This window comes from Sulfitobacter faviae, from assembly GCF_029870955.1.
In the GTDB taxonomy this organism is placed as follows: domain Bacteria; phylum Pseudomonadota; class Alphaproteobacteria; order Rhodobacterales; family Rhodobacteraceae; genus Sulfitobacter; species Sulfitobacter faviae.
In genome coordinates, this window is the sequence record NZ_PGFQ01000001.1 from 2,234,586 (window position 1) to 2,259,120 (window position 24,535).

Below are 24,535 nucleotides of genomic sequence, written 5' to 3' on the forward strand. Positions count from 1 at the left end.
TAGGATTTAGTGCTTAACAACCTATGAACATTTCCCCGCGTATTTGATTCAACCCCAGCGTGCTGTCAGGTCGCAGCCCCGCCGACGGTCAGCCCGCCGATCATCAAAGTGGGCTGGCCCACACCCACCGGCACCCATTGCCCCTGTTTGCCACAGTTGCCCATGCCGGGGTCGAGCGTCGGGTCATTGCCGATGGCGCGGATCTTTTGCAAGGCCGTGGCCCCATCGCCGATCAACGTGGCGCCTTTGACCGGCGCGCCGATCTTGCCGTTCTGCACACGGTAGGCCTCGGTGCAGGAGAAGACGAATTTACCATTGGTGATATCCACCTGCCCGCCGCCGAAGCCCACGGCATAGATCCCGTCCTTGAGATCAGCCACGATATCGCCCGGGGCCGCCTCGCCGCCCAGCATATAGGTGTTGGTCATGCGCGGCATCGGGATATGCGCATAGGACTGCCGCCGCCCGTTCCCGGTCGAGGCGCCGCTCATGAGCCGCCCGTTCTGACGGTCCTGCATATAGCCGACCAGCACGCCATCTTCGATCAGCACATTGCGCGCCGAGGGGGTGCCCTCGTCATCGACTGAGATTGAGCCGCGCCGGTCGGGGATCGTGCCGTCATCCAGCACGGTCACGCCCTTGGCGGCGATCTGTTGGCCCATCAGCCCGGCGAAGGCGCTGGAGCCCTTGCGGTTGAAATCGCCCTCAAGCCCGTGGCCGATAGCTTCGTGCAGCAGAATGCCGGGCCAGCCGGGGCCAAGCACCACGTCCATCACGCCCGCGGGCGCAGGGACGGCTTCAAGGTTCACACAGGCGATGCGCAGGGCTTCGCGGACCTTGGCCTGCCAATCTTCGGGGGCCAGCATACCGTCGAGGCCGATCCGCCCGCCGCCGCCGACCCCGCCGCTTTCGCGGCGGCCTTCCTGCTCGACAATGACCGAGACATTGACCCGCGTCATCGGGCGCACGTCGCGCACCGAATGTCCTTCGGGGCGGAGAATCTCGACTTCTTGAATGCTGGCGGCGATCGTGGCGCTCACCTGTACCACGCGGGAATCGAGGCTGCGGGCATAGGCGTCGATCTCGCGCAGGGTATCGACCTTGACCGGGAAGGCGTGGCCCGCGATCGGGTCTTCGTCCGTATAGAGACGCGTGTTGCTGGCCTGAGGCGCATCCGCCCAAGTGCCGCCGCCATCGCCCACCGCCAGCCGCGCCGTTTCCGCCGCGCGGCGCAGGGCGGCCTCGCTCAGCTCGGTCGAATGGGCGTAGCCTGCCACCTCACCGCGCACGGCGCGCAGGCCAAAGCCCTCGGCGGCGTCATAGCTTGCGGTTTTGAGGCGTCCGTCGTCGAAAACCAGCGCCTCTGAACGGCGGCGTTCGAGGAACAATTCCCCGTCATCGGCACCGGCCACGGCCTCGCGCAGCACGCTCAGAGCGGTTTCTCGGTCCAGATCGGCCTCGAAGGGGGTGAAATGCGCGCGGCTCATCGGGGTATCCTTGCTTGCTGTCACAAAACTGTCTCGCGCGGCTCTATGACGCAAGCATGTGACTTTATCTTGTAGGCAGAATATGATTGTAAGCACCCAGGATTACAACGGCACCGGATCGCAGCCGCGGTTTGGGGTGCTTATCGGCTTCTTAATGGTCACAAGATCAGGACGACATATGAAACATCTACTCCCCCTTTCCGGTCTTTTGACCAGCCTTGCCGCCCTGCCTGCATTGGCACAGGACAGCCTGCGCATTGACGGGCTTGATGTCATCGGCAGACCTGTTGACGGCGAGACAGGCTTTCAACCCGCCGTTACCGAATTGGCGCGGGATATCCACGATCTCGATTACCTGATTCTCGTGATCATCACGGCGATCACCGTCTTCGTGACGGGTCTGATCGTCTGGGTCATGATCCGCTACAACAAAAAGCGGAACCCGAACCCCTCGTCCTTCACCCACCACACCCCGATCGAGATCGCTTGGACCATCGGGCCGATTCTCATTCTTGTGCTGATCGGTGCCTATTCGCTGCCGATCCTGTTCCGCCAGCAGGAAATCCCCGAGGCGGACATCACGATCAAGGCCATCGGCAACCAGTGGTACTGGACCTATGAATATGTCGACGAAGAGATCGCCTTTGACAGCTACATGATCGGCGCCCCGGCGACGCTGGGCGACGGCGATGAGGACGTGACCCCTTCGTGCTGGATGACGCGATGGTCGCCAAGCTCGAAGACGAAGGCTACAGCCGCGACGACTTCCTGCTGGCCACCGACACATCCGTCGTGATCCCCGTGGGCAAGACCATCGTCGTGCAGGTGACCGCCAGCGACGTGATCCACTCTTGGACAATCCCCGCCTTCGGCGTGAAACAGGATGGCGTGCCGGGCCGTCTGGCCGAACTGTGGTTCACCGCCGAGCAAGAGGGCGTCTACTTTGGCCAATGTTCCGAGCTTTGCGGTCAGGCCCACGCCTATATGCCGATCACCGTCAAAGTGGTTTCGGAAGAGGCCTATGCGGAATGGCTTGGCAACGCCAAGGCGGAATATGCTGGCATCGAACAGCCGCTGACCGTCGCCTCTAAGTAAGCCAGTTCCACGGGGCAGGGCGCAGGCCCGTGCCCCGTGTTTACCCTTGGAAGGTTCGGGATGACTGACATCACCAATACGCCAACAAGTGAATACGACGCGCAGCTGGGGGATTACTTCGCCCTGCTGAAGCCGCGCGTCATGTCGCTGGTCGTCTTCACGGCCTTCGTGGGGCTGTTGGCCGCGCCGGTTTCGGTCAATCCCGTCATCGGCTTTTGCGCGATCTTGTTCATCGCCATCGGCGGCGGTGCCTCGGGCGCGCTGAATATGTGGTGGGACGCCGATATCGACGCGGTGATGCGCCGCACGCGCGGGCGCCCGATCCCCTCGGGCCGGGTCCAGCCCGGTGAGGCGCTGACGCTTGGCGTTGCGCTCTCGGGTCTGTCGGTGATGATGCTGGCACTGGCGACCAACCTGCTGGCGGGCGGGATGCTGCTCTTCACCATCCTTTTCTATGCCGTTTTCTATACCATGTGGCTCAAGCGTCTGACGCCGCAGAACATCGTCATCGGCGGCGCCGCGGGGGCCTTCCCACCGGTGATCGGCTGGGTCGCCGCCACGGGCAGCTTCTCGGTCGAGGCATGGCTGATGTTCGCGCTGATCTTCATGTGGACACCGCCGCATTTCTGGGCGCTGGCGCTCTTCATGCGCTCGGACTACGACGACGCCAAGGTGCCGATGCTGACCGTGACCCATGGCCGCCCGGCCACGCGGCTGCATATCTTCGTCTACACCGTCCTTCTGGCTGCTCTGGCCATTGGTACGGCCTTCACGGCCATCGGCGGCATCTTCTATTTCGCCGTGGCGCTGGTGCTGAACGCGGCCTTCCTCTTGGGCGCCTACCGCATCTGGAAGCGGGATGAGGTCATGGCCGAGGGTGACGACTATGCCGAAGAGCGCAAGTTCTTCCGCCTGTCGCTGGCCTATCTCTTCTTGCACTTCGGCGCGATCTTGGGCGAAGCGGCCCTGCGCACCTTTGGCTTGGGAGGCTGGTAATGGGCATCCGACCCGAGCATGAGCTGCACGACCGCCGCCGTGGCCGCAACATCGGCGTGGGCCTGATGCTGGGCGCCTTCGTGGTGCTGATCATGGCGCTGACCTACGTCAAGATCACCCAGACCGATTTCGAACTCCCCCGGAGCAACGCGAGGTGACACAGTAATGGCGCTTTCCGGTCCTCAGAAAACAGTGATGCAAACCGTCGGCGTGGTGGTGCTCATGGGCGGGCTCGCCTGGGCGTCGGTGCCGTTTTACGACTGGTTCTGCCGCGTCACCGGCTTTGGCGGCACGCCGGGGCAGGTCTCTGCCGCCAGCGCCGATGTGCTGGATCAGACGGTCAAGGTGCGGTTCGACGGCTCCCTCAATGACGGCATGCCGTGGGAGTTCAAACCCGTGGTGCGCGAAATGGAAGTCCGCATCGGCGAGACCGGGTTGGCCTTCTACGAGGCTTACAACCCGACCGACAAACCGGTGGCAGGGCAGGCGAGCTATAACGTCACCCCCTATACCGCCGGGGCCTTCTTCGAGAAGATCGACTGCTTTTGCTTTACCGAACAGGTGCTGGCCCCGGGCGAGCGTGTGCAGATGCCGGTGAGCTTCTTCGTCGACCCGGAAATGGTCGAAGACCGTGATGGGAAGTTTGTACATACCATCACTCTGTCCTATACATTCTACGAAATTGACCTGCCCGAGGGCTATGCCGCCCTTGATCAGGTCAGCGCCACAACAACCAATTAACGACCTGATTGAACAAAGGTGAGGGACCCGCAACCATGGCCCATGCAAAAAACCACGACTACCATATTCTCCCCCCTCGACCTGGCCGCTGCTGGGGTCGGTAGGCGGATTTGTCATGCTGGCGGGTGCCGTCATGTGGATGCACGGGATGACGCCCTTCGTCTTCTTGGGCGGTCTGGTCGCCACCCTCTACGTCATGTTCGGCTGGTGGGCCGAAGTCGTCTCGGAAAGCGAAGTGGGCGATCACACCGGCGTGGTGCGGATCGGCCTGCGCTATGGCTTCATCCTCTTCATCATGTCTGAAGTGATGTTCTTCGTCGCGTGGTTCTGGTCCTTCTTCAAACAGGCCCTCTACCCGATGTATGAATATGTCGGCACGGAATACGTCCAGCCCGAGATTCACGCGGTTGACGCTTTCCACCTGCCGCTGATCAACACGCTGGTCCTGCTGCTGTCGGGCTGTGCCGTGACATGGGCGCACCACGCGCTGGCGCATGAGAACAACCGCAAAGACCTGATCTCGGGCCTGACCATCGCGGTGATCCTCGGCGTGCTCTTCACCGCGCTGCAAGCCTACGAATACTACGAGCTGCTGGTCCATGACGATTGGACATTCGGCGGCGACATGTATTTCTCCAGCTTCTTCATGGCGACCGGCTTCCACGGTTTCCACGTGATCATCGGCACGATCTTCCTCTTCGTCTGCCTGCTGCGCGCCATGCGCGGCCACTTCACCCCGAACGCCATGTCGGCTTCGAGGCGGCAGCGTGGTACTGGCACTTCGTTGACGTGGTCTGGCTGTTCCTCTTCTTCGCCGTCTACATGTGGGGCCAGCCCTGACCATAGGGCGGGGTTGCATCCGCGCCCCACACCCGTAAAACCCAAACGCGCGAAGCCCTCTTCGCGCGTTTGTCGTTTCAGCCAGAGAGATTCGAATGCGGCGCAGCCTGTTCTTCATCATCGTCGGCCTTGGCGGGGCAGCCATCCTCGTCGCACTCGGGGTCTGGCAGGTGCAGCGGCTGGCGTGGAAAGAGGCGATCATCGCCGACATCAACAACCGCATCGCCGCCGCGCCCGTCGCCTTGCCCGCCGATCCTGACCCGGAGGCCGACGCCTATCTGCCCGTCACCGTCAGCGGAGAGATCGGGGCGCAGGCGCTGCATGTGCTGGTCAGCCAAAAGCAGAAAGGGGCGGGCTACCGCGTCATCGCGCCTATGGCGCTGGAAAGCGGGCGGCGCGTGCTCATCGACCTCGGCTTTACCGCCACATCGAACAAAGACGCTATCGCCCCCGCAGGCACCGCCACCCTGACCGGCAACCTGCAATGGCCTCAGGAAGTCGACAGTTTCACGCCCGAGGCCGACATGGATCGCAACATCTGGTTCGCCCGCGATGTTGAACTCATGGCCGAAACCCTCGACACCGAACCGCTTTTGATTGTCATGCGCGAAGGCACCGGGCCGGACCCAAAGATCACCCCGCTGCCCGTCGATACCGCCCGCATCCCCAACGATCACTTGCAATATGCGATCACCTGGTTTTCCCTCGCCGCCATCTGGCTGGCGATGACCGTCCTTTTCCTGCGCCGCCGCCGCGCCCCTGCAACGCCGAAAGTCGACTGACCCTATGCGCTATATCTCTACCCGTGGCTCCGCCCCTGTTCTGTCCTTCGAAGAGGCGATGCTGACCGGCCTTGCCCGTGACGGCGGCCTCTACGTCCCCGAAACGATCCCGACGCTGAGCGCGGAACAGATCGCGGCCATGCAGGGCCAAAGCTACGAAGAGGTGGCCTTCACCGTCATGCGCCCCTTCATCGGTGACACTTTCACCGACGACGAATTCCGCGCCATCATCGCCCGCGCTTACGCAGGCTTCGGCCACTCCGCCCGCGCGCCGATGGTGCAACTCGCCCCGAACCACTTCCTGCTGGAACTCTTCCACGGGCCGACACTGGCGTTCAAAGACTTCGCCATGCAGCTCATCGGCCAGATGTTCCAAGCCGCCTTGGGCCGCAAGGGCGAGCGGGTGACCATCGTGGGCGCCACCTCGGGTGACACCGGCTCCGCCGCGATCGAAGCCTTCAAGGGGCTCGACAATGTCGATGTCTTCATCCTTTACCCCCATGGCCGGGTGTCTGACGTGCAGCGCCGCCAGATGACCACGCCTGCGGAATCCAACGTGCACGCGCTGGCCATCGACGGTGATTTCGACGATTGCCAAGCGCGCCTTAAGGACATGTTCAACGATTTCGACTTCCGCGATTCCGTGCGGCTGGCGGGCGTGAACTCGATCAACTGGGGCCGGGTGCTGGCGCAGGTGGTCTATTACTTCACCGCCGCCACCAGCCTTGGCGCGCCCCTGCGTGAGGTCAGCTTCACCGTGCCCACCGGCAATTTCGGCGACATCTTCGCGGGCTATATCGCCAAGCGCATGGGCCTGCCCATCGCCGATCTGGTCGTCGCCACCAACCAGAACGACATCCTGCACCGCTGCCTCTCGGGCCAAGGCTATCATAAGGGGAGCGTGACCCCCTCGATCAGCCCCTCGATGGACATTCAGGTCTCCTCGAATTTCGAACGCGCCCTCTTTGACGCCTATGACCGCGACGCCGGTGCCGTGGCGCAGTTGATGGACGAGTTGGGGCAGGGCGGTTTCGACGTCTCTCAAGGGGCGATGCAAGCGCTGCAAGACATCTACCGCTCGGGCCGCGTCTCCGAAGAGGAAACCACCGCCACCATCGCCGACCGCCGCCGCACCACCGGCGAGCTGCTTTGCCCGCATTCCGCTGTCGGTGTGAAAGTCGCGGATGATCTGCGCGATCCGGCAACGCCGATGGTCACGCTCGCCACCGCCCATCCGGCAAAATTCCCCGACGCGGTCGAAGCCGCCACTGGCATCCGCCCGGGCCTGCCGCCCCGCATGGCGGACCTTTTCGACCGGGAAGAACGTTTCACCCGGCTGTCCAACGACCTCGACGCGCTCAAGGCGCATATCAAAGGAAACCTCTCCGCGTGAGCCTACAACAGACCACATTGCCCAACGGCTTTCGCATCGTCACCGAACATATGGAGGGGCTTGCCTCCTCCGCCATCGGCGTCTGGGTCAACGCAGGCGCGCGCCACGAGACGCCGCAGCAAAACGGCATCGCGCATTTCCTCGAACATATGGCGTTCAAAGGCACCGCGACCCGCTCCTCGTTGCAAATCGCCGAGGCGATTGAGGATGTGGGCGGCTATATCAACGCCTATACCTCGCGCGAAGTCACCGCCTATTATGCCCGCGTGCTGGAAAACGATGTGGCGCTCGGCCTCGACGTGATTGCCGACATTCTGCGCAACCCGGTGCTAGACCCTTCGGAGGTTGAAGTCGAACGCGGCGTGATCCTGCAAGAGATCGGCCAAGCGCTCGACACGCCCGACGATGTGATTTTCGACTGGCTGCAAGAGCAGGCCTACCCGGATCAGCCCATCGGTCGCACGATCCTTGGGCCAAGCGAGCGGGTCTCGGCCTTCTCGCGTGACGACTTGCAACGGTTCATCGCCGATCACTACGGGCCCGAGCAGATGATCCTTTCGGCGGCCGGTGCGGTGGACCATGACAGAATCGTCAAACTCGCCGAAAGCCTCTTTGGCGACATGCCCGCCAAGACGCTCTACCAGATCGACAGCGCCCGTTTCGGCGGCGGCGAATATCGACAGGTCAAACAGTTGGAACAGGCCCATTTCGCGCTTGGCTTTGAGAGCCCCGGGTACCGCTCCGACGACATCTACATCGCCCAGATCTATGCCTCGGCCTTGGGCGGCGGCATGTCCTCGCGCCTGTTCCAAGAGATTCGTGAGAATCGCGGCCTTTGCTATACGATCTTCGCCCAAGCCGGCGCCTATGCCGACACGGGCATGACCACGATCTACGCCGGCACCAGCGCCGAACAACTGCCCGAACTGGCCAATATCACCATCGACGAGATGAAACGCGCGGCCGCCGACATGTCGCCTGCCGAAGTCGCCCGCGCCCGTGCGCAGATGAAGGCCGGGCTGCTCATGGGGCTCGAAAGCCCCTCCAACCGTGCCGAACGACTTGCCCGTCTGATCCAGATCTGGGACCGCGTGCCGCCGCTGGAAGAAACAGTCGCGCAGATAGACGCGGTGACCACCGGCGACGTGCGCGATTTCGCCGAACGCATGGCCACACAAGCCCCTGCGGCTCTCGCGCTCTACGGTCCGGTCGATGCCGCCCCGACGCTGGACGACCTTCACAACCGACGCGCCGCCTGATGCTGGGGCGACGCAAACTGCGGATAGAGACGGAACGGCTGACCCTGCGCCCGCCGATCCACGCCGACTTCCGCGCCTGGGCGGCCCTGCGCCGCGCCAGCAACGACTACCTGCGCCCGTGGGAGCCGACATGGGCCGAGGATCACTTGACCCGCAAGGCTTTCACCAACCGTGTCTACTGGGCGCAGCGCTCGGTCTCCTCAGGCAACGCCATGCCGCTCTTCCTGATCCGGCGCAGCGATCAAAACCTCGTCGGTGCGATCACCCTCGACAACATCCGCCGCGGGCCGGCCCAATCCGGCACCTTGGGCTATTGGACGGGCGAACCCTTCGCCCGCCAAGGCTACATGCGCGAGGCGATCGAAGCGACGGTGCATCAGGCCTTCACCCGGCTCGACCTGTCGCGCATTGAGGCCGCCTGCCTGCCGGAAAACCAAGCCTCCCGCGGCCTGCTCGAAAAGGCGGGCTTCAAATACGAAGGCGTTGCGCAGAGCTATCTGCAAATCGATGGCCGCTGGCGGACCCATGTGCTCTACGCCTCCCTGCGCAAGGACCGGCGGGGCCGCACGGACGTAGGCTAAGCCCCAACGCGAAACGCTTCGCTGACAACATAAGCATCGCCGGGGCATGATCGCCCCGCCTCATGCCCCGCATTCTCCCAGCCGTTCCGACGCTTTGCCCTTGCATCCGCGCGCCACGCGCAGGATCAAAGGCCCATGACATTGAACCCCGCCGACACCGCCTTCACCGACACCCTGCGCGCGCAACTGCCAGACGATGTGCTGCGCGACCCAGAGCAGCGCTACCTCGAAGAACCCCGCGGCCGCTACGCGGGCCAGGGGGGCGTTTTGGCCCTGCCGCGCAGCACCGAAGAGGTCGCCACCCTGATCCGCGCCGCCCATGCCGCCCGCGTGCCAGTCGTGCCCTATGGCGGCGGCACCGGCCTTGTTGGCGGCCAGATCAGCAGCGATGGCCTGGCGCCTCTCATCCTCTCCCTCGAACGCATGAATCGCATCCGAGCCGTCCTGCCCGAAGAGAACTTATTGGTTGCCGAAGCAGGCACGATCCTCGCCGATGTCCAAACCGCCGCCGAAGAGGTAAACCGCCTCTTCCCCCTATCCCTCGCCGCCGAAGGAACCGCGCGCATCGGCGGCACGCTTTCGACAAACGCAGGCGGCACCGGCGTGCTGCGCTACGGCAACGCCCGCGACCTCTGTCTCGGCCTCGAAGCCGTCCTGCCTGATGGCCAAATCTGGCATGGCCTGACCCGCCTGCGCAAAAACAACACCGGCTACGATCTGCGCAACCTGCTGATCGGCGCCGAAGGCACCCTCGGCGTGATCACCGCCGCGGCCCTCAAGCTCTACGCCCGCCCCGCCCGCAGTGGCACCGCACTCATGGTGGTCGAGAGCCCCGCCGCCGCATTGGCGCTCCTCTCCCTCGCGCGCGACCACTTGGGCGAAATGATCAGCGCTTTCGAATTGATGCACCGAAGAGGTTTCGATTTCCTTAACGAAACCCTGCCCAACATCCGCCAACCCTTCGCCGAAACCCCGCAATGGTGCGTCCTGATCGACATCGGCACCCCCGGAGAGATCGATACCGACGCCGCCCTAGAGGCCCTCTTCGCTGCAGCCCTCGACGCCGGCCTCGTCTCCGACGGACTTATCGCCCAGAACGCCCAACAGGCCCAAGACTTCTGGGCCATCCGCGAAACCATCCCCGAGGCCAACCGCCTGATCGGCTCGGTTTCCAGCCACGACATTTCGGTGCCCCTCGGCGCGATCCCCGAATTCATCACCCGCGCCACCGATGCGCTCTTGGCGCTTGGCGACTTCCGCATCAACTGTTTCGGCCATGTCGGAGACGGCAACCTGCACTACAACGTCTTCCCCGCAAAGGGCAAAAGCCGCGCCGATTACGAAGACAAGCGCGACGCCGTGAAACGTCTGGTGCACGACCTCGTCCACGACCTCGGCGGGTCGTTCAGCGCGGAACATGGCGTGGGCCGCATCAAGGTAGACGACCTCGAACGCTACGGCGACCCCGCCAAACTCACCGCCATGCGCGCCATCAAAACGGCGCTCGACCCCCAAGGCATCATGAACCCCGGCGCCGTCCTAAGGGCTTAAAGCCCGTCGAAAGCGCAGAGCGCATGGACCTCTTTGCCAAGCGCTTCCAACCGCTTGCGCCCGCCCAACTCGGGCAGATCAATGATAAAGGCGCAAGAAACGATTTCGCCGCCCAAACGCTCAATCAGCTTGATCCCAGCCTCCGCCGTGCCGCCGGTGGCCAAAAGATCATCCACAACCAGAACCTTCTCGCCCGGTTTGATCGCATCGTCATGCAGCTCGACAATGGCCTCGCCATATTCAAGCTGATAGTCCTGACTGATCACCGTGCCGGGGAGCTTGCCCTTCTTGCGGATCGGCACGAAACCCACGCTCAACTGATGCGCAATCGCCCCGCCAAGAATAAAGCCACGCGCCTCCAGCCCCACGACCTTATCAATCGCAATCCCCGCATAGGGGTGCAGCATCTGGTCGATCGCCATGCGAAACCCGCGCGGATCGGCAAAAAGCGTTGTCACGTCACGAAACATGATCCCCTCATGGGGAAAATCTACGATCGTGCGAATATAGTCCTGAACCTGTTTCATGCCGCCCTTCCGCGTGTTTGACCGGACCCGTCTTAGCGCAACGCGCCGCCCGGGCGAACCCCCCATCTGCGCCCGCCGCACAACATCCAAGAAGGGGCGCCAACCCCCTCCCTTCATCCTTTCTTAAATACCTTCCGCCCTCCGCCAAGCAGAGCCGCCGCCTGCGGTCAAAGCATCCGCCCCGCCACCGCATCCAGCTTGGCCAGCAGTTCCGGATCGCGCGCATCCGGCTGGGTCAGGATCGCAAATTCCAGCGCCCGGTCACAGCCGTGCGGGCAGGGCGCGCGCGCGGCCCCCAGAAGCGCGGGCAGGCGCGAGACCATGGCGCGGCCCTTGTCGGCGTTGCCCATCAGCGTGGCGATGATCTGCGTCACATCCACCTCGCCGTGGTCCGGGTGCCAGCTGTCGTAATCGGTGATCATTGCGACACTGGCATAGCAAAGCTCCGCCTCGCGGGCGAGTTTCGCCTCGGGCATATTGGTCATGCCGATCACATCCGCCCCCCAGCTGTCGCGGTACATCTTGGATTCCGCAAGCGTTGAGAACTGGGGCCCCTCCATCGCCAGATAGGTGCCGCCCCGGTGCACGTTGATGCCCGCGTCTCGTGCTGCGGTCTCGCAGGCGTCCCCCAAGCGCGGACAGGTGGGATGGGCGACCGAGACATGGGCCACGCAGCCGGGGCCGAAGAAGCTCTTCTCGCGCGCCATGGTGCGGTCGATGAATTGGTCGACGATCACGAAGTCGCCCGGGGCCATCTCCTCGCGGAACGACCCGCAGGCCGAGACGCTGATCACATCCGTGCAGCCCAGCCGTTTCAGCGCGTCGATATTCGCGCGGTAGGGGACGGAGGTTGGCGTATGCACATGCCCGCGGCCATGGCGTGGCAGAAAGACCATGGCGACCCCATCCAGCGTGCCGGTCAGCACTTGATCCGAGGGTGCGCCCCATGGGGTCTCCACGGTGACCCAATCGGCATCCTGAAGCCCGTCGATGTCGTAAATGCCGGAGCCGCCGATCACGGCGATTTTCGTATCTGTCATGAGGGGTAAGCCTGTGCCTTGGATGGTTGCGGGTAAGGGTCAAAGAACCTCATAGAATGCCACGGGGATCAAGTGTTTTTGCCGAGAAGCAAGACACGACTGCGTCAGGGGAGGGGGTGAAAGTGTTTCTGCAATGCAGCAACTTCCGTGGCCCAATCGCCAAGATGCTTTTCTTTGCGGCGAAATTCCTCTAGGTGCAGCCAAAAGCGCCCCGCATCCGCGGTCAGGGCGCTCTATCCGTTTTCCGAAAGTCAAAGGACGCCCCCATGCGCGCCACGCTGCACAATTTCGCCAAGAACCTCGATGTGACCGATCTGCGTTGGATGCCGGATGACGGTTTCTCCATCGGGCGGCTGCGGATCGAACTGCTGTCGGGGCTGACCGTGGCGCTGGCGCTGGTGCCCGAGGCGGTGGCCTTCGCCTTCGTCGCCGGTGTGCACCCGCTGGTCGGGCTCTATGCCGCCTTTCTCGTGGGTCTCATCACCGCGCTGATCGGTGGGCGGCCCGGGATGATCTCGGGCGCGACCGGGGCGCTCGCCGTGGTCATGGTGGCGCTGGTGGCGCAGCACGGGGTCGAATACCTCTTTGCCACCGTCGTGTTGATGGGGCTGTTGCAGATTTTCGCGGGCGTCATGCAATGGGGCAAGTTCATCCGGCTGGTGCCGCATCCGGTGATGCTGGGCTTTGTCAACGGCCTCGCCATCGTGATTTTCCTCGCCCAGATGAGCCAGTTCAAAGTGCCGGGCACCATGGTCGACACCGGTCATGGCGTGGGCGGTGGTGAATGGCTTTCGGGCCAGCCGCTCTACCTCATGCTGGTGCTGGTGGCTGCGACCATGGCGATCATTTGGATCACCCCGCGCATCACCAAGGTGATCCCCGCGCCGCTTGCGGGCATCGGCGTGATTGCCGCCGTGGTGATCGGTTTCGGCCTCGACGTGCCGCGGGTGGGTGACTTGGCGTCGATCCAAGGTGGCTTGCCGAGCTTGCATATCCCCATGGTGCCGCTGACTTGGGAAACCTTTGAGATCATCCTGCCTTACGCCGTCATCCTCGCTGCCATCGGTCTGATTGAAAGCCTGCTGACCCTGAACCTCGTCGGTGACCTGACGGGCAAGCGCGGCGGCGCGAGCCAAGAATGTATCGCCCAAGGTGTGGCCAATACGGTCACCGGTTTCTTCGGCGGCATGGGCGGCTGTGCGATGATCGGGCAAAGCATGATCAACGTGAAATCCGGCGGTCGCACCCGTGTCGCCGGGATCGCGGCGGCGGTGTTCTTGTTGCTCTTCATCCTCGTCGGCTCCTCGGTGATCGAGCTTATTCCGCTGGCCGCTCTGGTGGGCGTGATGTTCATGGTGGTGATCGGCACCTTCGCGTGGAACTCCCTGACCATCCTGCGCAAAGTGCCGCTGATGGACGCTTTCGTCATCATTCTGGTGACCGTGGTGACCGTGATGGAAGACCTCGCCGTGGCGGTGGTCGTCGGCGTGATCGTCTCGGCGCTGGCCTATGCATGGAACAACGCCCGGCGCATCCACGCGACCACGCGGGAATCGGTGACCGAGAAGGGGGCCAAGGTATATGAGATCCACGGGCCGCTGTTCTTCGGCTCTTCCGATGGCTTTGCCGAGCTTTTCGACGTGGAGAACGACCCCGAGGTGGTGATCGTCGATTTCGCCGACAGCCGGGTGGTGGACCAATCCGCGCTTCAGGCGATCGAAGCGATGGCCGCGAAATACGAGGCCGCGGGCAAGCGCTTGCAACTGCGCCACCTCAGCCGGGATTGTCACCGTCTGCTGAACAAGGCGGGGCATTTGATGGTCGATAGCGATGACGACCCCGATTACGAATTGGCGGTTGATTACGATGTGCGCACCGGGGTTCTGGGCGGACACTGAATGGAAAACCCGGCGCCGAGAGGTGCCGGGTTTTTTGTAGCCTTCTTAGTCAGCAACTTTTCGGTCAAGTTTGCCAGCCGGCCCGGGACAAGCCGCAGGCGCCGGGCCATCGCCTGCCCGCCCGTCACGCCAAAGGCGTGCCGTATTATTCTGAGCGCACCTCCGGTGCGACCGGGTAGGCGATTTGGTGAGGCTAGGTGTGACACTGAGAAGGCACATCACGGCTGAGCCATAAAGTGGCACGACCCTAGCGTTGCATCGCCGACCCGCGGGCAGGCGATGGCCCTCATCAATCATCCGGCCGCTTCAATTCGAACACATCCCGCACCACTGTGTAATCGCGGTACCCCAAACGCGACAGCGGCTGGAAACGGGTCACGTCGAACCGCCCGTCGACCACGCAATCGTCGCGCATATGCACGCCCACGACCTCACCGAAAACCGCGAAATTCGCCTCGCCCGGCAGTTGCACGATCTGGGTCAGCTTGCACTCGAGGCTCGCGGGCGCATTGGCCACCCGCGCACAGGCGATCTGTTCGCACTCGGCCTTGTCGATCCCGGCGCGGGCGAATTCATCCTCGCCATGAGGCAGCATGGCAGAACTCACGTTCATCACGTCGCGCGCCGCATATTCCACCACGTTCACGCAGAACACCCCGGTCTCCCGGATGTTGGCCACGGAATCCTTGGTGCCGTCCACGTCTTCCTTGGCGCTGGTCGAGGCGAACATCACCTGCGGCGGCACATAGGCGACGGCGTTGAAAAAGGAATAGGGCGCGAGGTTGTCGCGGCCCGCACCATCACGGGTGGAGATCCAGCCGATCGGGCGGGGGCTGATGATGGCGTTGAACGGGTTATGCGGCAGACCATGGCCGTCTTCGGGACGATAGAACATGTACACTCCTTGATGGTTTGCACCCATGGCTAGCCTCATGCTACGTCCAGCGCCACCCGCAATTGCTCCCGAAAGCCTCCGGCCTTGCATCAGACGCCCTACAAGATGACCCCGGAGGTGCCCGGCGACCATTGGGAGGTCGAAGCGCTCTATGACACCTGTTTCGCGCCGGGGCGCGAGGCGCTGTCGTCTTACCGTCTGCGCGATGGCGTGCCGCCGGTGGCGGGGCTGAACCATGTGGCGCGCGATAGCGGTGGGATTCTGGCCGGGGCGATCCGCTATTGGCCCGTGCGCATCGGCGCGGCGAAAGCGCTTTTGCTGGGGCCGGTGGCGGTGCACCCCACAAGGCAGGGCGAAGGGCTGGGCGCGGGGCTGATCGAGACCTCGCTTGCGCAGGCGCCCCCCCTGGGCTGGGAGCGGGTGATGCTGGTGGGCGACGCGCCCTATTACAACCGCTTCGGCTTTGCCCTGTTGCAGGGTGTCGAGATGCCGCCGCCCACGAACCCCGCGCGCATCTTGGGCCGCGCCTTGACCGAGGGGGCTTGGGCCGGGGTGACAGGCAAGGTTCGCCGCTGGCACGATTGATTTTACCCCGCTCGCGACCCACATTGAGCCTAAGCTCAAAGAGGGACGCCCATGCAGATCGAAAGCAACCTGCCCAGCACCATTGATGTCGATGCCCGGCTGGATGAGATCGCCCGCCGGTATAAACAGGCGGGTGGCGTGGGCATCCATGTGCTCAACCTCATCGGCGGCAGCGCGGATGGGTTGATCGACCGTTTGCCGGGGGCGGTGCGCCGCAACCTCGAAGGGGCGACGATGAAGGCGCTTAGCCATGCCATGCAGGCCGCCCATTCCAGCCGCAGCTATGTGAAAGACCAACAGAGCTGGCTGAACCAAGCCGTCTCGACCGCGATGGGCGCCGCAGGCGGGGCCGGGGGGCTGCCGACCGCATTGGCTGAACTGCCGGTGACCACCACGCTGCTGTTGCGGGTCATCCAAGGGGTGGCGGCGGAACATGGGTTCGATCCCTCGGCGGAGAATGTGCAGTTCGACTGCGTGCATGTCTTTACCGCCGCCGGGCCGCTGGCGGATGACGATAGCGCCGATCTGGGGTTTCTTACCGTGCGCATGGCGCTCACGGGCCGCGCGATGAATGCGGTGATCGCCCGGGTGGCGCCGCGTCTGGCGCTGGTGCTGGGGCAAAAGCTTGCGGCGCAGGCGGTGCCGGTGCTGGGTGCAGTGGCTGGGGCTGCGACGAACTATGCCTATACCAGCTATTATCAGGACATGGCCCATGTGCATTTCGGCCTGCGCAAACTGGCGATTGAGGCGGATATCCCGCAAGAGGAACTGGTCGCCCGCCTACGCAAGAAAATGGGCAGGACGCCGCCCAAACTATGATCAGCGCCCGATGCTGCCCGGGGCTACGGTGGTGGCCTTGAGGATGGCATAGCAGCTCATGCCCGCGCGCAGATCAAGGTCGCGGACCGCCCGCGCTGTCACCCGCGCCAAAAGGCGGTCTCCGCCTGCGTCGAGCGCGATGGCCGCACCGGGGCCGTCGCCGGGATGCACGGCCTCGACCCGCACGGGCAGGATGTTGACCGAAGACAGCCCCTCGGGCCGCGCGCGCGACAGGATCACATCCTGCGCCAAGACCCGCAGCCGCACCCGCGCGCCCACCGGCGCTTGCACGCCGGGAAGCTCCAACTGCCCCGCCCGCACGGCGAGGGTCGAAAGCCCGTCTTCGGCATGGGCAATGACATCGGCCTCCAACACTGCGCCCGCCTCGCGCACGCCCAGCAGCGGCACGGCGGCGGGGTCGGCCATCACGTCAAACAGGGCGCCCTGCGCCTTCAACCGCCCGTTTTGCAGCAGCACCAAGCGATCGGCGAGGCGGGCGATCTCGTCCACCGCGTGGCTGACGTAGAGGATTGGCAGGCCCAACCCCCCGTCGCGCAGCCGTTCGAGATAGGGCAGGATCTCTTGCTTGCGCGGACCGTCAAGGCTGGCCAGCGGTTCGTCCATCAGCAGCATGCGCGGATGGCACAGCAGGGCGCGACCAAGGGCGACGCGCTGTTTTTCTCCGCCTGAAAGCGTTGCCGGGGCACGGCCGAGCAGGGGCTCAAGCCCCAGAAGTGCCACGACATCGGCAAAACCCGCACCTTGGCTGCCGCGGGGCGCATAGCGCGCGCCGAAGGTCAGGTTGCCGCGTACGTCCAAATGAGGAAAAAGCCGCGCGTCTTGAAAGACATAGCCCAGCCTGCGGCGATGCGGCGGCACCCAGATGCCGCGCTGCGTATCCAAAAGCACCTCACCGTCCAGCACCACGCGCCCGGCACTGGGGCGCAGCAATCCGGCAAGCGCATTGATCACCGTCGTCTTGCCCGCGCCGGAGCGGCCAAAGAGCGCGGTGATTCCGCCTTGGGTGGTGAAAGAAAGGTCCAGATCAAAGCCGTCGAACCCATGGCGCAGCGTGACCTCTAGCATCAGCGCGCCCCCGAAATGCGTTTGGCGACCCGCCGCGCCAAGGCTTCGGAGAGCAGCACGGCGGCCAGCGCCACCAGCCCGGCCAGCGCGGCCATCGCCAGCGCACGGTTCTCACCGCCGGGCACCTGCAAGGCTGTCCAGATCGCGCTTGGCAGGGTTTGGGTCTGGCCGGGGATATTGGCGACAAAGGTGATCGTGGCGCCGAATTCACCCATCGCCTTGGCAAAGCCCATCACCGCCCCGGCGAGGATGCCGGGAAAGATCAGCGGCAGGGTGACGCGGCAAAATACGCTCAGGCGCGGCGCGCCCAAGGTGGCGGCGGCGTCTTCGATCCGGGGGTCGACCGCTTCGATCGCCAGCCGCATGGCGCGAACCATGAGCGGGAAGCCCATGATCAGCGCGGCCAGCACCGCGCCCGTCCAATGAAAGGCAAGACCAATGCCGAGGCTCTCTAACAGGCGGCCCAAAGGGGCGTTGCGGCCAAAGCTGAGCAGCAGCAGATAGCCCGTCACCACCGGCGGCAGCACCAGCGGCAGATGGACCAGCGCGCTCACCACACCTTTGCCGCGAAACTCCTTCCGGGCGAGGATCCACGCCACCCAAAGCGCCAGCGGCAGGGAGCAGAGCATCGCCACGCTGGCCACCCGCAGCGACAGCAACAGCGCGCTCCAAGCGGCGGCATCAAGATCCATGATCGGCCCGAAGGAACCCGTGGTCCACAAGGATCGCCTGTGCCGCCTCGGTGGTCAGGAAATCGACCAGCGTCTTGCCCTCGGGCGTCAATGCGGCGGCGGGATAGGTGATCGGGGCATGGGCCTCGGCGGGCACCTCATAGACGGTCTGCACCGCCGGCTCGGCCTGCGCGTCGCTGGCATAGACCACGCCAAGCGGCGCATCGCCTCGCGCGACCAAGGCCAATGCGGCGCGGACATTGTCGGTCTCGGCCAAGCGGCTTTGCAGCCGCTGCCAAAGCCCCGCATGGGTGAGCCATGCACGGGCATAGCTGCCTGCGGGAACGGCATCGCGTTGCCCCATGGCAAGCCGCCCCTCGGGGCCAAGCCGGGCGGGCATCTCGGCGGGATCGGCCAGCGGCGCGCTGTCGGCGAGGGCAATTAAAACGAGCCGGTTGCGGGCGATGATCTGCGCAGTCTCTGCCCCCTCCACGCCTTTGTCCGCGAGCCATGTCATCCAGTCGCTATTGGCCAGCAAGACCACATCGGCGGGCGCTCCGGAGGCGACTTGCCGTGCCATCGTGCCCGACCCGCCGTAAGACAGCACCACCGGCGCGGGGAAATCCGCCGTGACCTCCTCCAACGCGCCGCGCAGGCTGGCGGCGGCAAAGACCGTCACGGGCGCCTCGGCCCGAAGGGGCAGGGCAAGGCTGCAAAGCACGGTCAGAAGAGCGGAAAATCTTATCATTTTGGTAGTATCTTTGATGCGATGAAAGGGGGCAAGGGGATATGGCCAGACGGGGATCGCCGCGCTAGGGTCAAGGGGAAACAACCTGCCAAGGGGCGCGGCTGCAACGGATGGTGAAACAGGCTCCGATATCCTTGAACGGCGGACAGAAGGATGAGCTGCGCATTCAATTCGCGGCGCTTTGCTGGCGTCGTAAACGGGGCAAGTTGCAGATCCTGCTGATCACTTCGCGCGGGAGCAAACGTTGGATCATTCCCAAGGGCTGGCCGATGGAGGGCAAGACCCCCGCCGCCTCGGCCTTGGTCGAGGCTTGGGAGGAAGGCGGCGTTGTGGGGCAGGCGCGGGGGCAATGTCTGGGCGTTTATAGCTATGCCAAAACCGGCGCGGATGGGACCTTGCCCTGTCTGGCGATGCTCTACCCGGTGAAGGTCAAGGCGCTGGCCAAACACTTCCCCGAGAAGGGACAGCGCAAGCGGATGTGGTGTTCGCGCCGCAAGGCCGCCCGGCTGGTGGAGGCCCCCGATCTGGCGCGGCTGATCCGAGATTTCGATCCGCGCAGCGGTGGTTTGGCAGGCTGACCGCGCGGCGTTTCGATGCGCGCCGCGCCCGCGCTTGTCTTGACCTCTTTCGCGCTGCAGCCCATTTAAAGCAGAGAGTTTGAGGACCGGGCGAATGATCCGTTATGCACTGAAATGCGAAGCCGGGCATGGTTTCGAAAGTTGGTTCCAATCCGCGGCAGCCTTTGACAGCCTCGCCCGTGCGGGCCATCTGAGCTGCGCGGTCTGCGGGTCGACGGAGGTGAGCAAATCGCTGATGGCCCCGCGGGTCACCTCGGGCGGCAGCGCTCCGGCTGCGCCGGAAGCGGCAGAAGAACCGCAACCCGCCGAGACACCGGCTCCGGCCCTGTCCAATCCGGCAAGTGATGTGGAAAAGGCGCTGAGCGCCCTGCGCAAAAAGGTCGAATCCACCTCCGATTACGTCGGCAAGAATTTCGTGCGCGAGGCGCGGGACATGCACGCAGGGCGCAGCCCCGAGCGCCCGATCTATGGCGAGGCGCGCTTGGATCAGGCGCGGGCCTTGGTGGCGGAGGGTGTGCCCCTGATGCCGCTCCCGTTCAAACCCAAACGCCAACTTTCCTAAAGGCCCGTTTTCATAAAGGATCGCCCATGACCATCGTTATCACCGGCGCCAGCCGCGGCATCGGCGCGGCGCTGGCCCGCCAGTATAAAGACGCGGGCGAAGAGGTGATCGGCACCGCACGCGGCGCAGGCGCGCAGGCCGTGCTGGACGTGACCGACCCGGCAAGCCACGCGTCCTTCGCCGCAAGCCTGCAAGACCGTCCGCTGGACCTGCTGATCTGCAATGCGGGTGTGTATCTCGACAAGGGCGATGGCTTGGATACCGGCTTTGGCCCCGACCTCTGGGCGCAGAGCTTTGCGACCAATGTGACCGGGGTTTTCCTCACCGTGCAATCCCTGCTGCCCAACCTGCGGGCGGCGCAGGGGGCGAAAATCGCGATCATTGCCTCGCAGATGGGGTCGCAGACGCGGGCGCCGGGGGGCAGCTATATCTACCGCGCCTCCAAAGCGGCGGCGATCAATCTGGGGCGCAATCTGGCGGTGGATCTAAAGCCCGAGGGCATCTCGGTGGGCATTTACCACCCCGGCTGGGTGCGCACCGATATGGGTGGCGATCAGGGCGAGATCAGCGTTGAGGACTCCGCACAGGGGCTCGCCGGGCGGATCGCCGCTCTGGACCTCGCCCAAACGGGTTGTTTCGAAACATGGGATGGCCGCGCGCATCCGTTCTAGGCGGCGCTACATAACGTCATGTTAAATAGGCTTGCCCTTGCCGTGCCGTGGGCTTAGACCGCGCTGGACTGTTGCGCGGGGACAATATGCCTGTTCTGGTTATGAAATTTGGTGGGACTTCGGTTGCCACTTTGGACCGTATCCGCCGCGCGGCAAAGCGCGTCGGCGTCGAGGTGGCCAAGGGCTATGACGTGATCGTCATCGTATCCGCCATGTCGGGCGAGACGAACAAGCTGGTGGGCTTCGTCAATGAGACCTCGCCGCTCTATGATGCGCGCGAATATGACGCCATCGTGTCGAGCGGGGAGAATGTCACCGCTGGCCTGATGGCGCTGACTTTGCAGGAAATGGACGTGCCCGCACGCTCGTGGCAGGGCTGGCAGGTGCCGGTGCGCACCACCGATGCCCATTCCGCCGCGCGGATCGAAGAGATCCCCACCGACAACATCAACGCCAAGTTCGGCGAAGGCATGAAGGTGGCCGTGGTCGCAGGTTTTCAGGGCATCAGCCCGCAGGGCCGGATCACCACGCTGGGCCGGGGCGGGTCTGATACAACCGCCGTCGCCTTTGCCGCCGCCTTTGGCGCGGAGCGCTGCGATATCTATACCGACGTCGATGGTGTCTACACCACCGACCCGCGGGTCGAATCCAAGGCCCGCAAACTTGACAAGATTTCCTTTGAAGAGATGCTGGAACTGGCCTCTCTCGGGGCGAAGGTTTTGCAGACCCGTTCGGTCGAACTGGCGATGCGCTACAAGGTTAAACTGCGGGTGCTGAGCAGTTTCGAAGAACAATCTGACGACGCCGGGACGCTCGTCTGCGATGAGGAGGAAATCATGGAAAGCAATGTGGTGGCCGGGGTCGCGTTTTCCCGTGATGAGGCAAAGATGACCTTGGTGTCCGTGGCGGACCGCCCCGGCATCGCCGCGACGATCTTTACCGCGCTCAGCGAGGGCGGCGTGAACGTCGATATGATCGTTCAGAACATTTCCGAAGAGGGGCGCACCGATATGACGTGGTCCTGCCCCGTCGATCAGGTGATCCGCGCTGAAAAGGCGATGGAAAAGGCCCATGAAGAGGGGATCATCAACTATCAGGAGTTGATCGCCGACAAGGCCGTGGCCAAGGTTTCCGTGGTGGGGATCGGCATGCGCAGCCATACCGGCGTGGCCGCCAAGATGTTCAAGGTGCTCTCGGACGAGGGGATCAACATCAAGGTGATCACCACTTCTGAGATCAAGATCAGCGTGTTGATCGACCGCAAGTATATGGAATTGGCCGTGCAAGCCCTGCACGACGCTTTCGAGCTTGATAAAGCGGCCTAAACACCTGCGATGACACGGGTTTTACGCAAGGTGACCCCTTGCGTAAATCTGCAGCATCCCGCCGATATGCTGGCTGAGGATGTAGGGTATGGCGCGAATAGCATTTCTATCCTTGCGCGAGTGCGCTAAACCCTGCTCCAGAGGGACAGGGACCGGATCATATGGCCGAACGGGTTGAGACAGAAAGCCGCAAGCTGCTGGGGCGGCTGCGTGATGCGATGGCCAGCGATGTGGCGGGCCAAGCGCGGCTGGACAAGATCACCCAGTTGATCGCCAATTCCATGGGCTGCGAAGTCTGCTCGATCTATCTGTTCCGCGACGAAGACACGCTTGAGCTTTGTGCCACCGAAGGGCTGAACGAAGCGGCGGTGCACGAAACGCGCATGAAACTGGGCGAAGGTCTGGTCGGTCGGGTCGCCAAGAGGCGCACGGTCATTAACACGCCCGATGCGCCCCAAGCCGCCGGTTTCCGCTTCATGCCCGAGACGGGGGAGGAGATTTATTCCTCCTTCCTTGGGGTGCCGGTGCAACGTCTGGGTGAGACGCTGGGTGTTCTGGTGGTGCAGTCGAAAGTCGCGCGGGAGTTCTCCGCCGATGAGGTCTATGCGCTTGAGGTTGTCGCGATGGTGCTGGCCGAAATGGCCGAGCTTGGCGCCTTTGTCGGCGAGGGGGCTGCGATGTCGGCCCGGCATAGCCAGCCGGTGCTGCTGCGCGGCACCGTGGGGCAGGAAGGCGTGGCCGAGGGGCACGTCTGGCTGCATGAGCCGCGGGTGGTGGTCTCCAACCCCATTGCCGATGACCCTGAACGCGAGACGGAGCGGCTGACCGAAGCGGTTGAGCAATTGCGGCTCAGCGTTGACCAATTGTTAAGCCTTACCGCCGACAAAGAGCAGCAGAAGGTGCTCGAAGCCTACCGCATGTTCGCCAATTCCAAAGGCTGGATGCGGCGCATGGTGGAGGATATTCAAAGCGGGCTGAGTGCTGAGGCCGCGGTCGAGAAAGAGCAATCTATGGCCCGCGCCCGTCTGGGGCAGGTCAATGATGCCTACCTGCGCGAGCGGTTGTCGGATCTGGATGATCTGTCGAACCGCTTGCTGCGCAATTTGACGGGGCAGGGCAGCGATACCGGGGCCGAGATGCCGGTCGATCCGATCCTCGTGGCGCGCAACATCGGCCCGGCGGAACTGCTGGATTACGGGCGGTCGCTGCGCGGCATCGTGCTGGAGGGCGGCTCGGTCGGCTCGCACGCCGCTGTTGTCGCGCGAGCACTGGCGATTCCGCTGATCGTCCATGCCAGCCGCGTGACCAATGACGCGCTGAACGGTGATCACATCATGGTCGATGGTGAGCAGGGCGTGGTGCATCTGCGCCCGGACGATACCGTGGCCACGGCCTTTCGCGACAAGATCGCGATGCAGGCGGCGGCGCAGGAACGCTATGCCTCGATCCGCGACAAACCGGCTGAGACGAAATGCGGGCGGATCATCAGCCTACAGATGAACGCAGGTCTGATGGCCGATCTGCCCTCGCTCGAAGGGTCGGGGGCCGAAGGGGTCGGGCTCTTCCGCACCGAATTGCAGTTTCTGGTGCGCAACCAGATGCCCCGCCGGACCGAGCTTGCCGCGCTTTATGCCCGCGTGCTCGATGCCGCCCATGGCCGCCGCGTGGTCTTTCGTACGCTCGACATCGGGTCGGACAAGGTGCTGCCCTATATGAAGCCCCATGATGAGCCGAACCCGGCCCTCGGCTGGCGCGCGATCCGGGTGGGGCTGGATAAGCCCGGTGTCATGCGGATGCAGTTGCAGGCCCTGATCCGCGCCGCCGCGGGCCGCCCGCTGGCGGTGATGTTCCCCTTTATCGCCCAGTTCGAGGAGTTCCGCGCCGCACGGGCCGAGGTCGACAAGGCGATGGAGCGAGAGCGTATTCTGGGCCATGTCCTGCCTGAAAAGCTGGAGGTCGGCGCTATGCTAGAGACCCCCAGCCTCGCCTTTGCCCCAAAGAAATTCTTTGAGGAGGTCGAGTTCCTGTCGATCGGGGCAATGATCTCAAGCAGTTCTTTTTCGCCGCCGACCGTGAGAACGAGCGTGTGCGGCGGCGCTATGACACGCTGAACGTCTCTTTCCTGACCTTCCTTGAGGGCATCGTAGAACGCTGCGCCGAAACAGATACTGCGCTGTCTTTTTGCGGGGAGGATGCGGGCCGCCCGGTCGAGGCGCTGTGTTTCGCGGCCATCGGGCTCAAGACCCTGTCGATGCGCCCGGCCTCCATCGGGCCGGTCAAAAGCCTGCTGCGGCGTTGCAATCTCGACGACGTGCGCGCGGTCATCCATGCCGCACGAGAGCAGGGCGAGATGTCGGTCAGGGGCGCGGTGATGGACTACGTCCGCCAGCAGCACCAGCATTGAG

At 63.9% G+C, this 24,535-nt stretch carries 22 protein-coding genes and 3 pseudogenes; 18 read left to right on the forward strand and 7 right to left on the reverse strand.

The window, feature by feature from the left end:
• Positions 1–65: 65 nt before the first annotated feature.
• The gene (gene tldD / locus CUR85_RS11555) at positions 66–1,487 is read right to left on the reverse strand and encodes a metalloprotease TldD (protein ID WP_067267783.1); all 1,422 of its coding nucleotides are present in this window, start codon (positions 1,485–1,487) and stop codon (positions 66–68) included.
• A gap of 178 nt (positions 1,488–1,665) precedes the next feature.
• On the opposite strand from tldD, the pseudogene coxB reads away from it, so the two are divergent.
• From coxB to CUR85_RS11605, 10 genes and pseudogenes are all read left to right on the forward strand, one after another.
• Positions 1,666–2,582, forward strand: a pseudogene (gene coxB / locus CUR85_RS11560) (cytochrome c oxidase subunit II).
• 60 nt (positions 2,583–2,642) lie between these two features.
• Positions 2,643–3,578 (forward strand): heme o synthase, encoded by a 936-nt coding sequence (gene cyoE, locus CUR85_RS11565; protein ID WP_067267787.1) that lies wholly within the window; start codon positions 2,643–2,645, stop codon positions 3,576–3,578.
• A complete protein-coding gene (locus CUR85_RS11570) occupies positions 3,578–3,736 on the forward strand; it encodes a cytochrome C oxidase assembly protein (RefSeq protein WP_280322647.1) in 159 nt (52 codons plus the stop codon). The genes cyoE and CUR85_RS11570 overlap by 1 nt, the downstream gene beginning before the upstream one ends.
• Positions 3,737–3,743: 7 nt before the next feature.
• On the forward strand, positions 3,744–4,319 hold the full coding sequence (locus CUR85_RS11575; protein ID WP_067267790.1) for a cytochrome c oxidase assembly protein: 576 nt from the start codon (positions 3,744–3,746) through the stop codon (positions 4,317–4,319).
• A gap of 35 nt (positions 4,320–4,354) precedes the next feature.
• Positions 4,355–5,159: pseudogene (locus CUR85_RS11580) on the forward strand (cytochrome c oxidase subunit 3).
• 95 nt (positions 5,160–5,254) lie between these two features.
• Entirely contained in the window at positions 5,255–5,941 is a 687-nt protein-coding gene (locus CUR85_RS11585; protein ID WP_067267794.1) for an SURF1 family protein, read from the forward strand.
• Between the two features lie 4 nt (positions 5,942–5,945).
• Positions 5,946–7,334: a threonine synthase gene (gene thrC, locus CUR85_RS11590; protein WP_067267796.1), complete on the forward strand. Its 1,389-nt coding sequence runs from the start codon at positions 5,946–5,948 to the stop codon at positions 7,332–7,334.
• Positions 7,331–8,593: a M16 family metallopeptidase gene (locus CUR85_RS11595; protein ID WP_067267797.1), complete on the forward strand. Its 1,263-nt coding sequence runs from the start codon at positions 7,331–7,333 to the stop codon at positions 8,591–8,593. The genes thrC and CUR85_RS11595 overlap by 4 nt, the downstream gene beginning before the upstream one ends.
• The gene (locus tag CUR85_RS11600) at positions 8,590–9,174 is read left to right on the forward strand and encodes a GNAT family N-acetyltransferase (RefSeq protein ID WP_067267819.1); all 585 of its coding nucleotides are present in this window, start codon (positions 8,590–8,592) and stop codon (positions 9,172–9,174) included. Before CUR85_RS11595 ends, CUR85_RS11600 begins: the two co-directional genes overlap by 4 nt.
• A gap of 135 nt (positions 9,175–9,309) precedes the next feature.
• A complete protein-coding gene (locus CUR85_RS11605; protein WP_067267799.1) occupies positions 9,310–10,725 on the forward strand; it encodes an FAD-binding oxidoreductase in 1,416 nt (471 codons plus the stop codon).
• Here the strand turns inward: CUR85_RS11605 and CUR85_RS11610 are convergent.
• Complete coding sequence (locus CUR85_RS11610; RefSeq protein ID WP_067267801.1) at positions 10,722–11,252, reverse strand: adenine phosphoribosyltransferase; 531 nt, start codon at positions 11,250–11,252, stop codon at positions 10,722–10,724. The genes CUR85_RS11605 and CUR85_RS11610 overlap by 4 nt on opposite strands.
• Positions 11,253–11,419: 167 nt before the next feature.
• Entirely contained in the window at positions 11,420–12,292 is an 873-nt protein-coding gene (locus CUR85_RS11615; RefSeq protein ID WP_067267802.1) for an S-methyl-5'-thioadenosine phosphorylase, read from the reverse strand.
• Between the two features lie 266 nt (positions 12,293–12,558).
• Here CUR85_RS11615 and CUR85_RS11620 point away from each other — a divergent pair, with 266 nt between their 5' ends.
• A complete protein-coding gene (locus CUR85_RS11620; RefSeq protein ID WP_067267804.1) occupies positions 12,559–14,190 on the forward strand; it encodes a SulP family inorganic anion transporter in 1,632 nt (543 codons plus the stop codon).
• A 289-nt stretch (positions 14,191–14,479) separates the two neighbouring features.
• Here the strand turns inward: CUR85_RS11620 and CUR85_RS11625 are convergent, their stop codons facing one another.
• The gene (locus CUR85_RS11625; RefSeq protein WP_067267806.1) at positions 14,480–15,085 is read right to left on the reverse strand and encodes a flavin reductase family protein; all 606 of its coding nucleotides are present in this window, start codon (positions 15,083–15,085) and stop codon (positions 14,480–14,482) included.
• A gap of 105 nt (positions 15,086–15,190) precedes the next feature.
• Here CUR85_RS11625 and CUR85_RS11630 point away from each other — a divergent pair, with 105 nt between their 5' ends.
• The gene (locus tag CUR85_RS11630) at positions 15,191–15,670 is read left to right on the forward strand and encodes a GNAT family N-acetyltransferase (protein WP_067267820.1); all 480 of its coding nucleotides are present in this window, start codon (positions 15,191–15,193) and stop codon (positions 15,668–15,670) included.
• Positions 15,671–15,721: 51 nt separating this feature from the next.
• The gene (locus CUR85_RS11635; RefSeq protein ID WP_067267807.1) at positions 15,722–16,489 is read left to right on the forward strand and encodes an EcsC family protein; all 768 of its coding nucleotides are present in this window, start codon (positions 15,722–15,724) and stop codon (positions 16,487–16,489) included.
• On the opposite strand, the gene modC is transcribed toward CUR85_RS11635, so the two are convergent.
• From modC to modA, 3 genes are read right to left on the reverse strand one after another with little or no spacing between them, the layout of a single operon-like run.
• On the reverse strand, positions 16,490–17,575 hold the full coding sequence (gene modC / locus CUR85_RS11640; protein ID WP_394376106.1) for a molybdenum ABC transporter ATP-binding protein: 1,086 nt from the start codon (positions 17,573–17,575) through the stop codon (positions 16,490–16,492).
• On the reverse strand, positions 17,575–18,267 hold the full coding sequence (gene modB / locus CUR85_RS11645; protein WP_067267810.1) for a molybdate ABC transporter permease subunit: 693 nt from the start codon (positions 18,265–18,267) through the stop codon (positions 17,575–17,577). Before modB ends, modC begins: the two co-directional genes overlap by 1 nt.
• The gene (modA, locus tag CUR85_RS11650; protein WP_067267812.1) at positions 18,257–18,994 is read right to left on the reverse strand and encodes a molybdate ABC transporter substrate-binding protein; all 738 of its coding nucleotides are present in this window, start codon (positions 18,992–18,994) and stop codon (positions 18,257–18,259) included. The genes modB and modA overlap by 11 nt, the downstream gene beginning before the upstream one ends.
• A gap of 110 nt (positions 18,995–19,104) precedes the next feature.
• On the opposite strand from modA, the gene CUR85_RS11655 reads away from it, so the two are divergent.
• The 5 genes and pseudogenes from CUR85_RS11655 to ptsP all read left to right on the forward strand — a co-directional run bounded on the left by CUR85_RS11655 (position 19,105) and on the right by ptsP (position 24,534).
• A complete protein-coding gene (locus CUR85_RS11655; RefSeq protein WP_067267814.1) occupies positions 19,105–19,572 on the forward strand; it encodes an NUDIX hydrolase in 468 nt (155 codons plus the stop codon).
• A gap of 94 nt (positions 19,573–19,666) precedes the next feature.
• Complete coding sequence (locus tag CUR85_RS11660) at positions 19,667–20,134, forward strand: DUF1178 family protein (protein WP_067267815.1); 468 nt, start codon at positions 19,667–19,669, stop codon at positions 20,132–20,134.
• Between the two features lie 26 nt (positions 20,135–20,160).
• Entirely contained in the window at positions 20,161–20,805 is a 645-nt protein-coding gene (locus CUR85_RS11665; RefSeq protein ID WP_067267817.1) for an SDR family oxidoreductase, read from the forward strand.
• 86 nt (positions 20,806–20,891) lie between these two features.
• Entirely contained in the window at positions 20,892–22,130 is a 1,239-nt protein-coding gene (locus CUR85_RS11670) for an aspartate kinase (protein ID WP_136720516.1), read from the forward strand.
• Positions 22,131–22,291: 161 nt separating this feature from the next.
• A pseudogene (gene ptsP / locus CUR85_RS11675) lies at positions 22,292–24,534 on the forward strand (phosphoenolpyruvate--protein phosphotransferase).
• Position 24,535: the final 1 nt, after the last annotated feature.

What these genes read in the sequence shown, in the direction of transcription:
- tldD (WP_067267783.1), bottom strand. Translation starts at nt 1,487, where the DNA reads ATGAGCCGCGCGCATTTCACCCCCTTCGAGGCCGATCTGGACCGAGAA.
- CUR85_RS11570 (WP_280322647.1), top strand. Translation starts at nt 3,578, where the DNA reads ATGGGCATCCGACCCGAGCATGAGCTGCACGACCGCCGCCGTGGCCGC.
- cyoE (WP_067267787.1), top strand. Translation starts at nt 2,643, where the DNA reads ATGACTGACATCACCAATACGCCAACAAGTGAATACGACGCGCAGCTG.
- CUR85_RS11615 (WP_067267802.1), bottom strand. Translation starts at nt 12,292, where the DNA reads ATGACAGATACGAAAATCGCCGTGATCGGCGGCTCCGGCATTTACGAC.
- CUR85_RS11670 (WP_136720516.1), top strand. Translation starts at nt 20,892, where the DNA reads ATGCCTGTTCTGGTTATGAAATTTGGTGGGACTTCGGTTGCCACTTTG.
- CUR85_RS11630 (WP_067267820.1), top strand. Translation starts at nt 15,191, where the DNA reads ATGACCCCGGAGGTGCCCGGCGACCATTGGGAGGTCGAAGCGCTCTAT.
- CUR85_RS11575 (WP_067267790.1), top strand. Translation starts at nt 3,744, where the DNA reads ATGGCGCTTTCCGGTCCTCAGAAAACAGTGATGCAAACCGTCGGCGTG.
- CUR85_RS11665 (WP_067267817.1), top strand. Translation starts at nt 20,161, where the DNA reads ATGACCATCGTTATCACCGGCGCCAGCCGCGGCATCGGCGCGGCGCTG.
- CUR85_RS11585 (WP_067267794.1), top strand. Translation starts at nt 5,255, where the DNA reads ATGCGGCGCAGCCTGTTCTTCATCATCGTCGGCCTTGGCGGGGCAGCC.
- thrC (WP_067267796.1), top strand. Translation starts at nt 5,946, where the DNA reads ATGCGCTATATCTCTACCCGTGGCTCCGCCCCTGTTCTGTCCTTCGAA.
- modB (WP_067267810.1), bottom strand. Translation starts at nt 18,267, where the DNA reads ATGGATCTTGATGCCGCCGCTTGGAGCGCGCTGTTGCTGTCGCTGCGG.
- CUR85_RS11605 (WP_067267799.1), top strand. Translation starts at nt 9,310, where the DNA reads ATGACATTGAACCCCGCCGACACCGCCTTCACCGACACCCTGCGCGCG.
- modA (WP_067267812.1), bottom strand. Translation starts at nt 18,994, where the DNA reads ATGATAAGATTTTCCGCTCTTCTGACCGTGCTTTGCAGCCTTGCCCTG.
- modC (WP_394376106.1), bottom strand. Translation starts at nt 17,575, where the DNA reads ATGCTAGAGGTCACGCTGCGCCATGGGTTCGACGGCTTTGATCTGGAC.
- CUR85_RS11635 (WP_067267807.1), top strand. Translation starts at nt 15,722, where the DNA reads ATGCAGATCGAAAGCAACCTGCCCAGCACCATTGATGTCGATGCCCGG.
- CUR85_RS11620 (WP_067267804.1), top strand. Translation starts at nt 12,559, where the DNA reads ATGCGCGCCACGCTGCACAATTTCGCCAAGAACCTCGATGTGACCGAT.
- CUR85_RS11655 (WP_067267814.1), top strand. Translation starts at nt 19,105, where the DNA reads ATGGTGAAACAGGCTCCGATATCCTTGAACGGCGGACAGAAGGATGAG.
- CUR85_RS11610 (WP_067267801.1), bottom strand. Translation starts at nt 11,252, where the DNA reads ATGAAACAGGTTCAGGACTATATTCGCACGATCGTAGATTTTCCCCAT.
- CUR85_RS11625 (WP_067267806.1), bottom strand. Translation starts at nt 15,085, where the DNA reads ATGTTCTATCGTCCCGAAGACGGCCATGGTCTGCCGCATAACCCGTTC.
- CUR85_RS11660 (WP_067267815.1), top strand. Translation starts at nt 19,667, where the DNA reads ATGATCCGTTATGCACTGAAATGCGAAGCCGGGCATGGTTTCGAAAGT.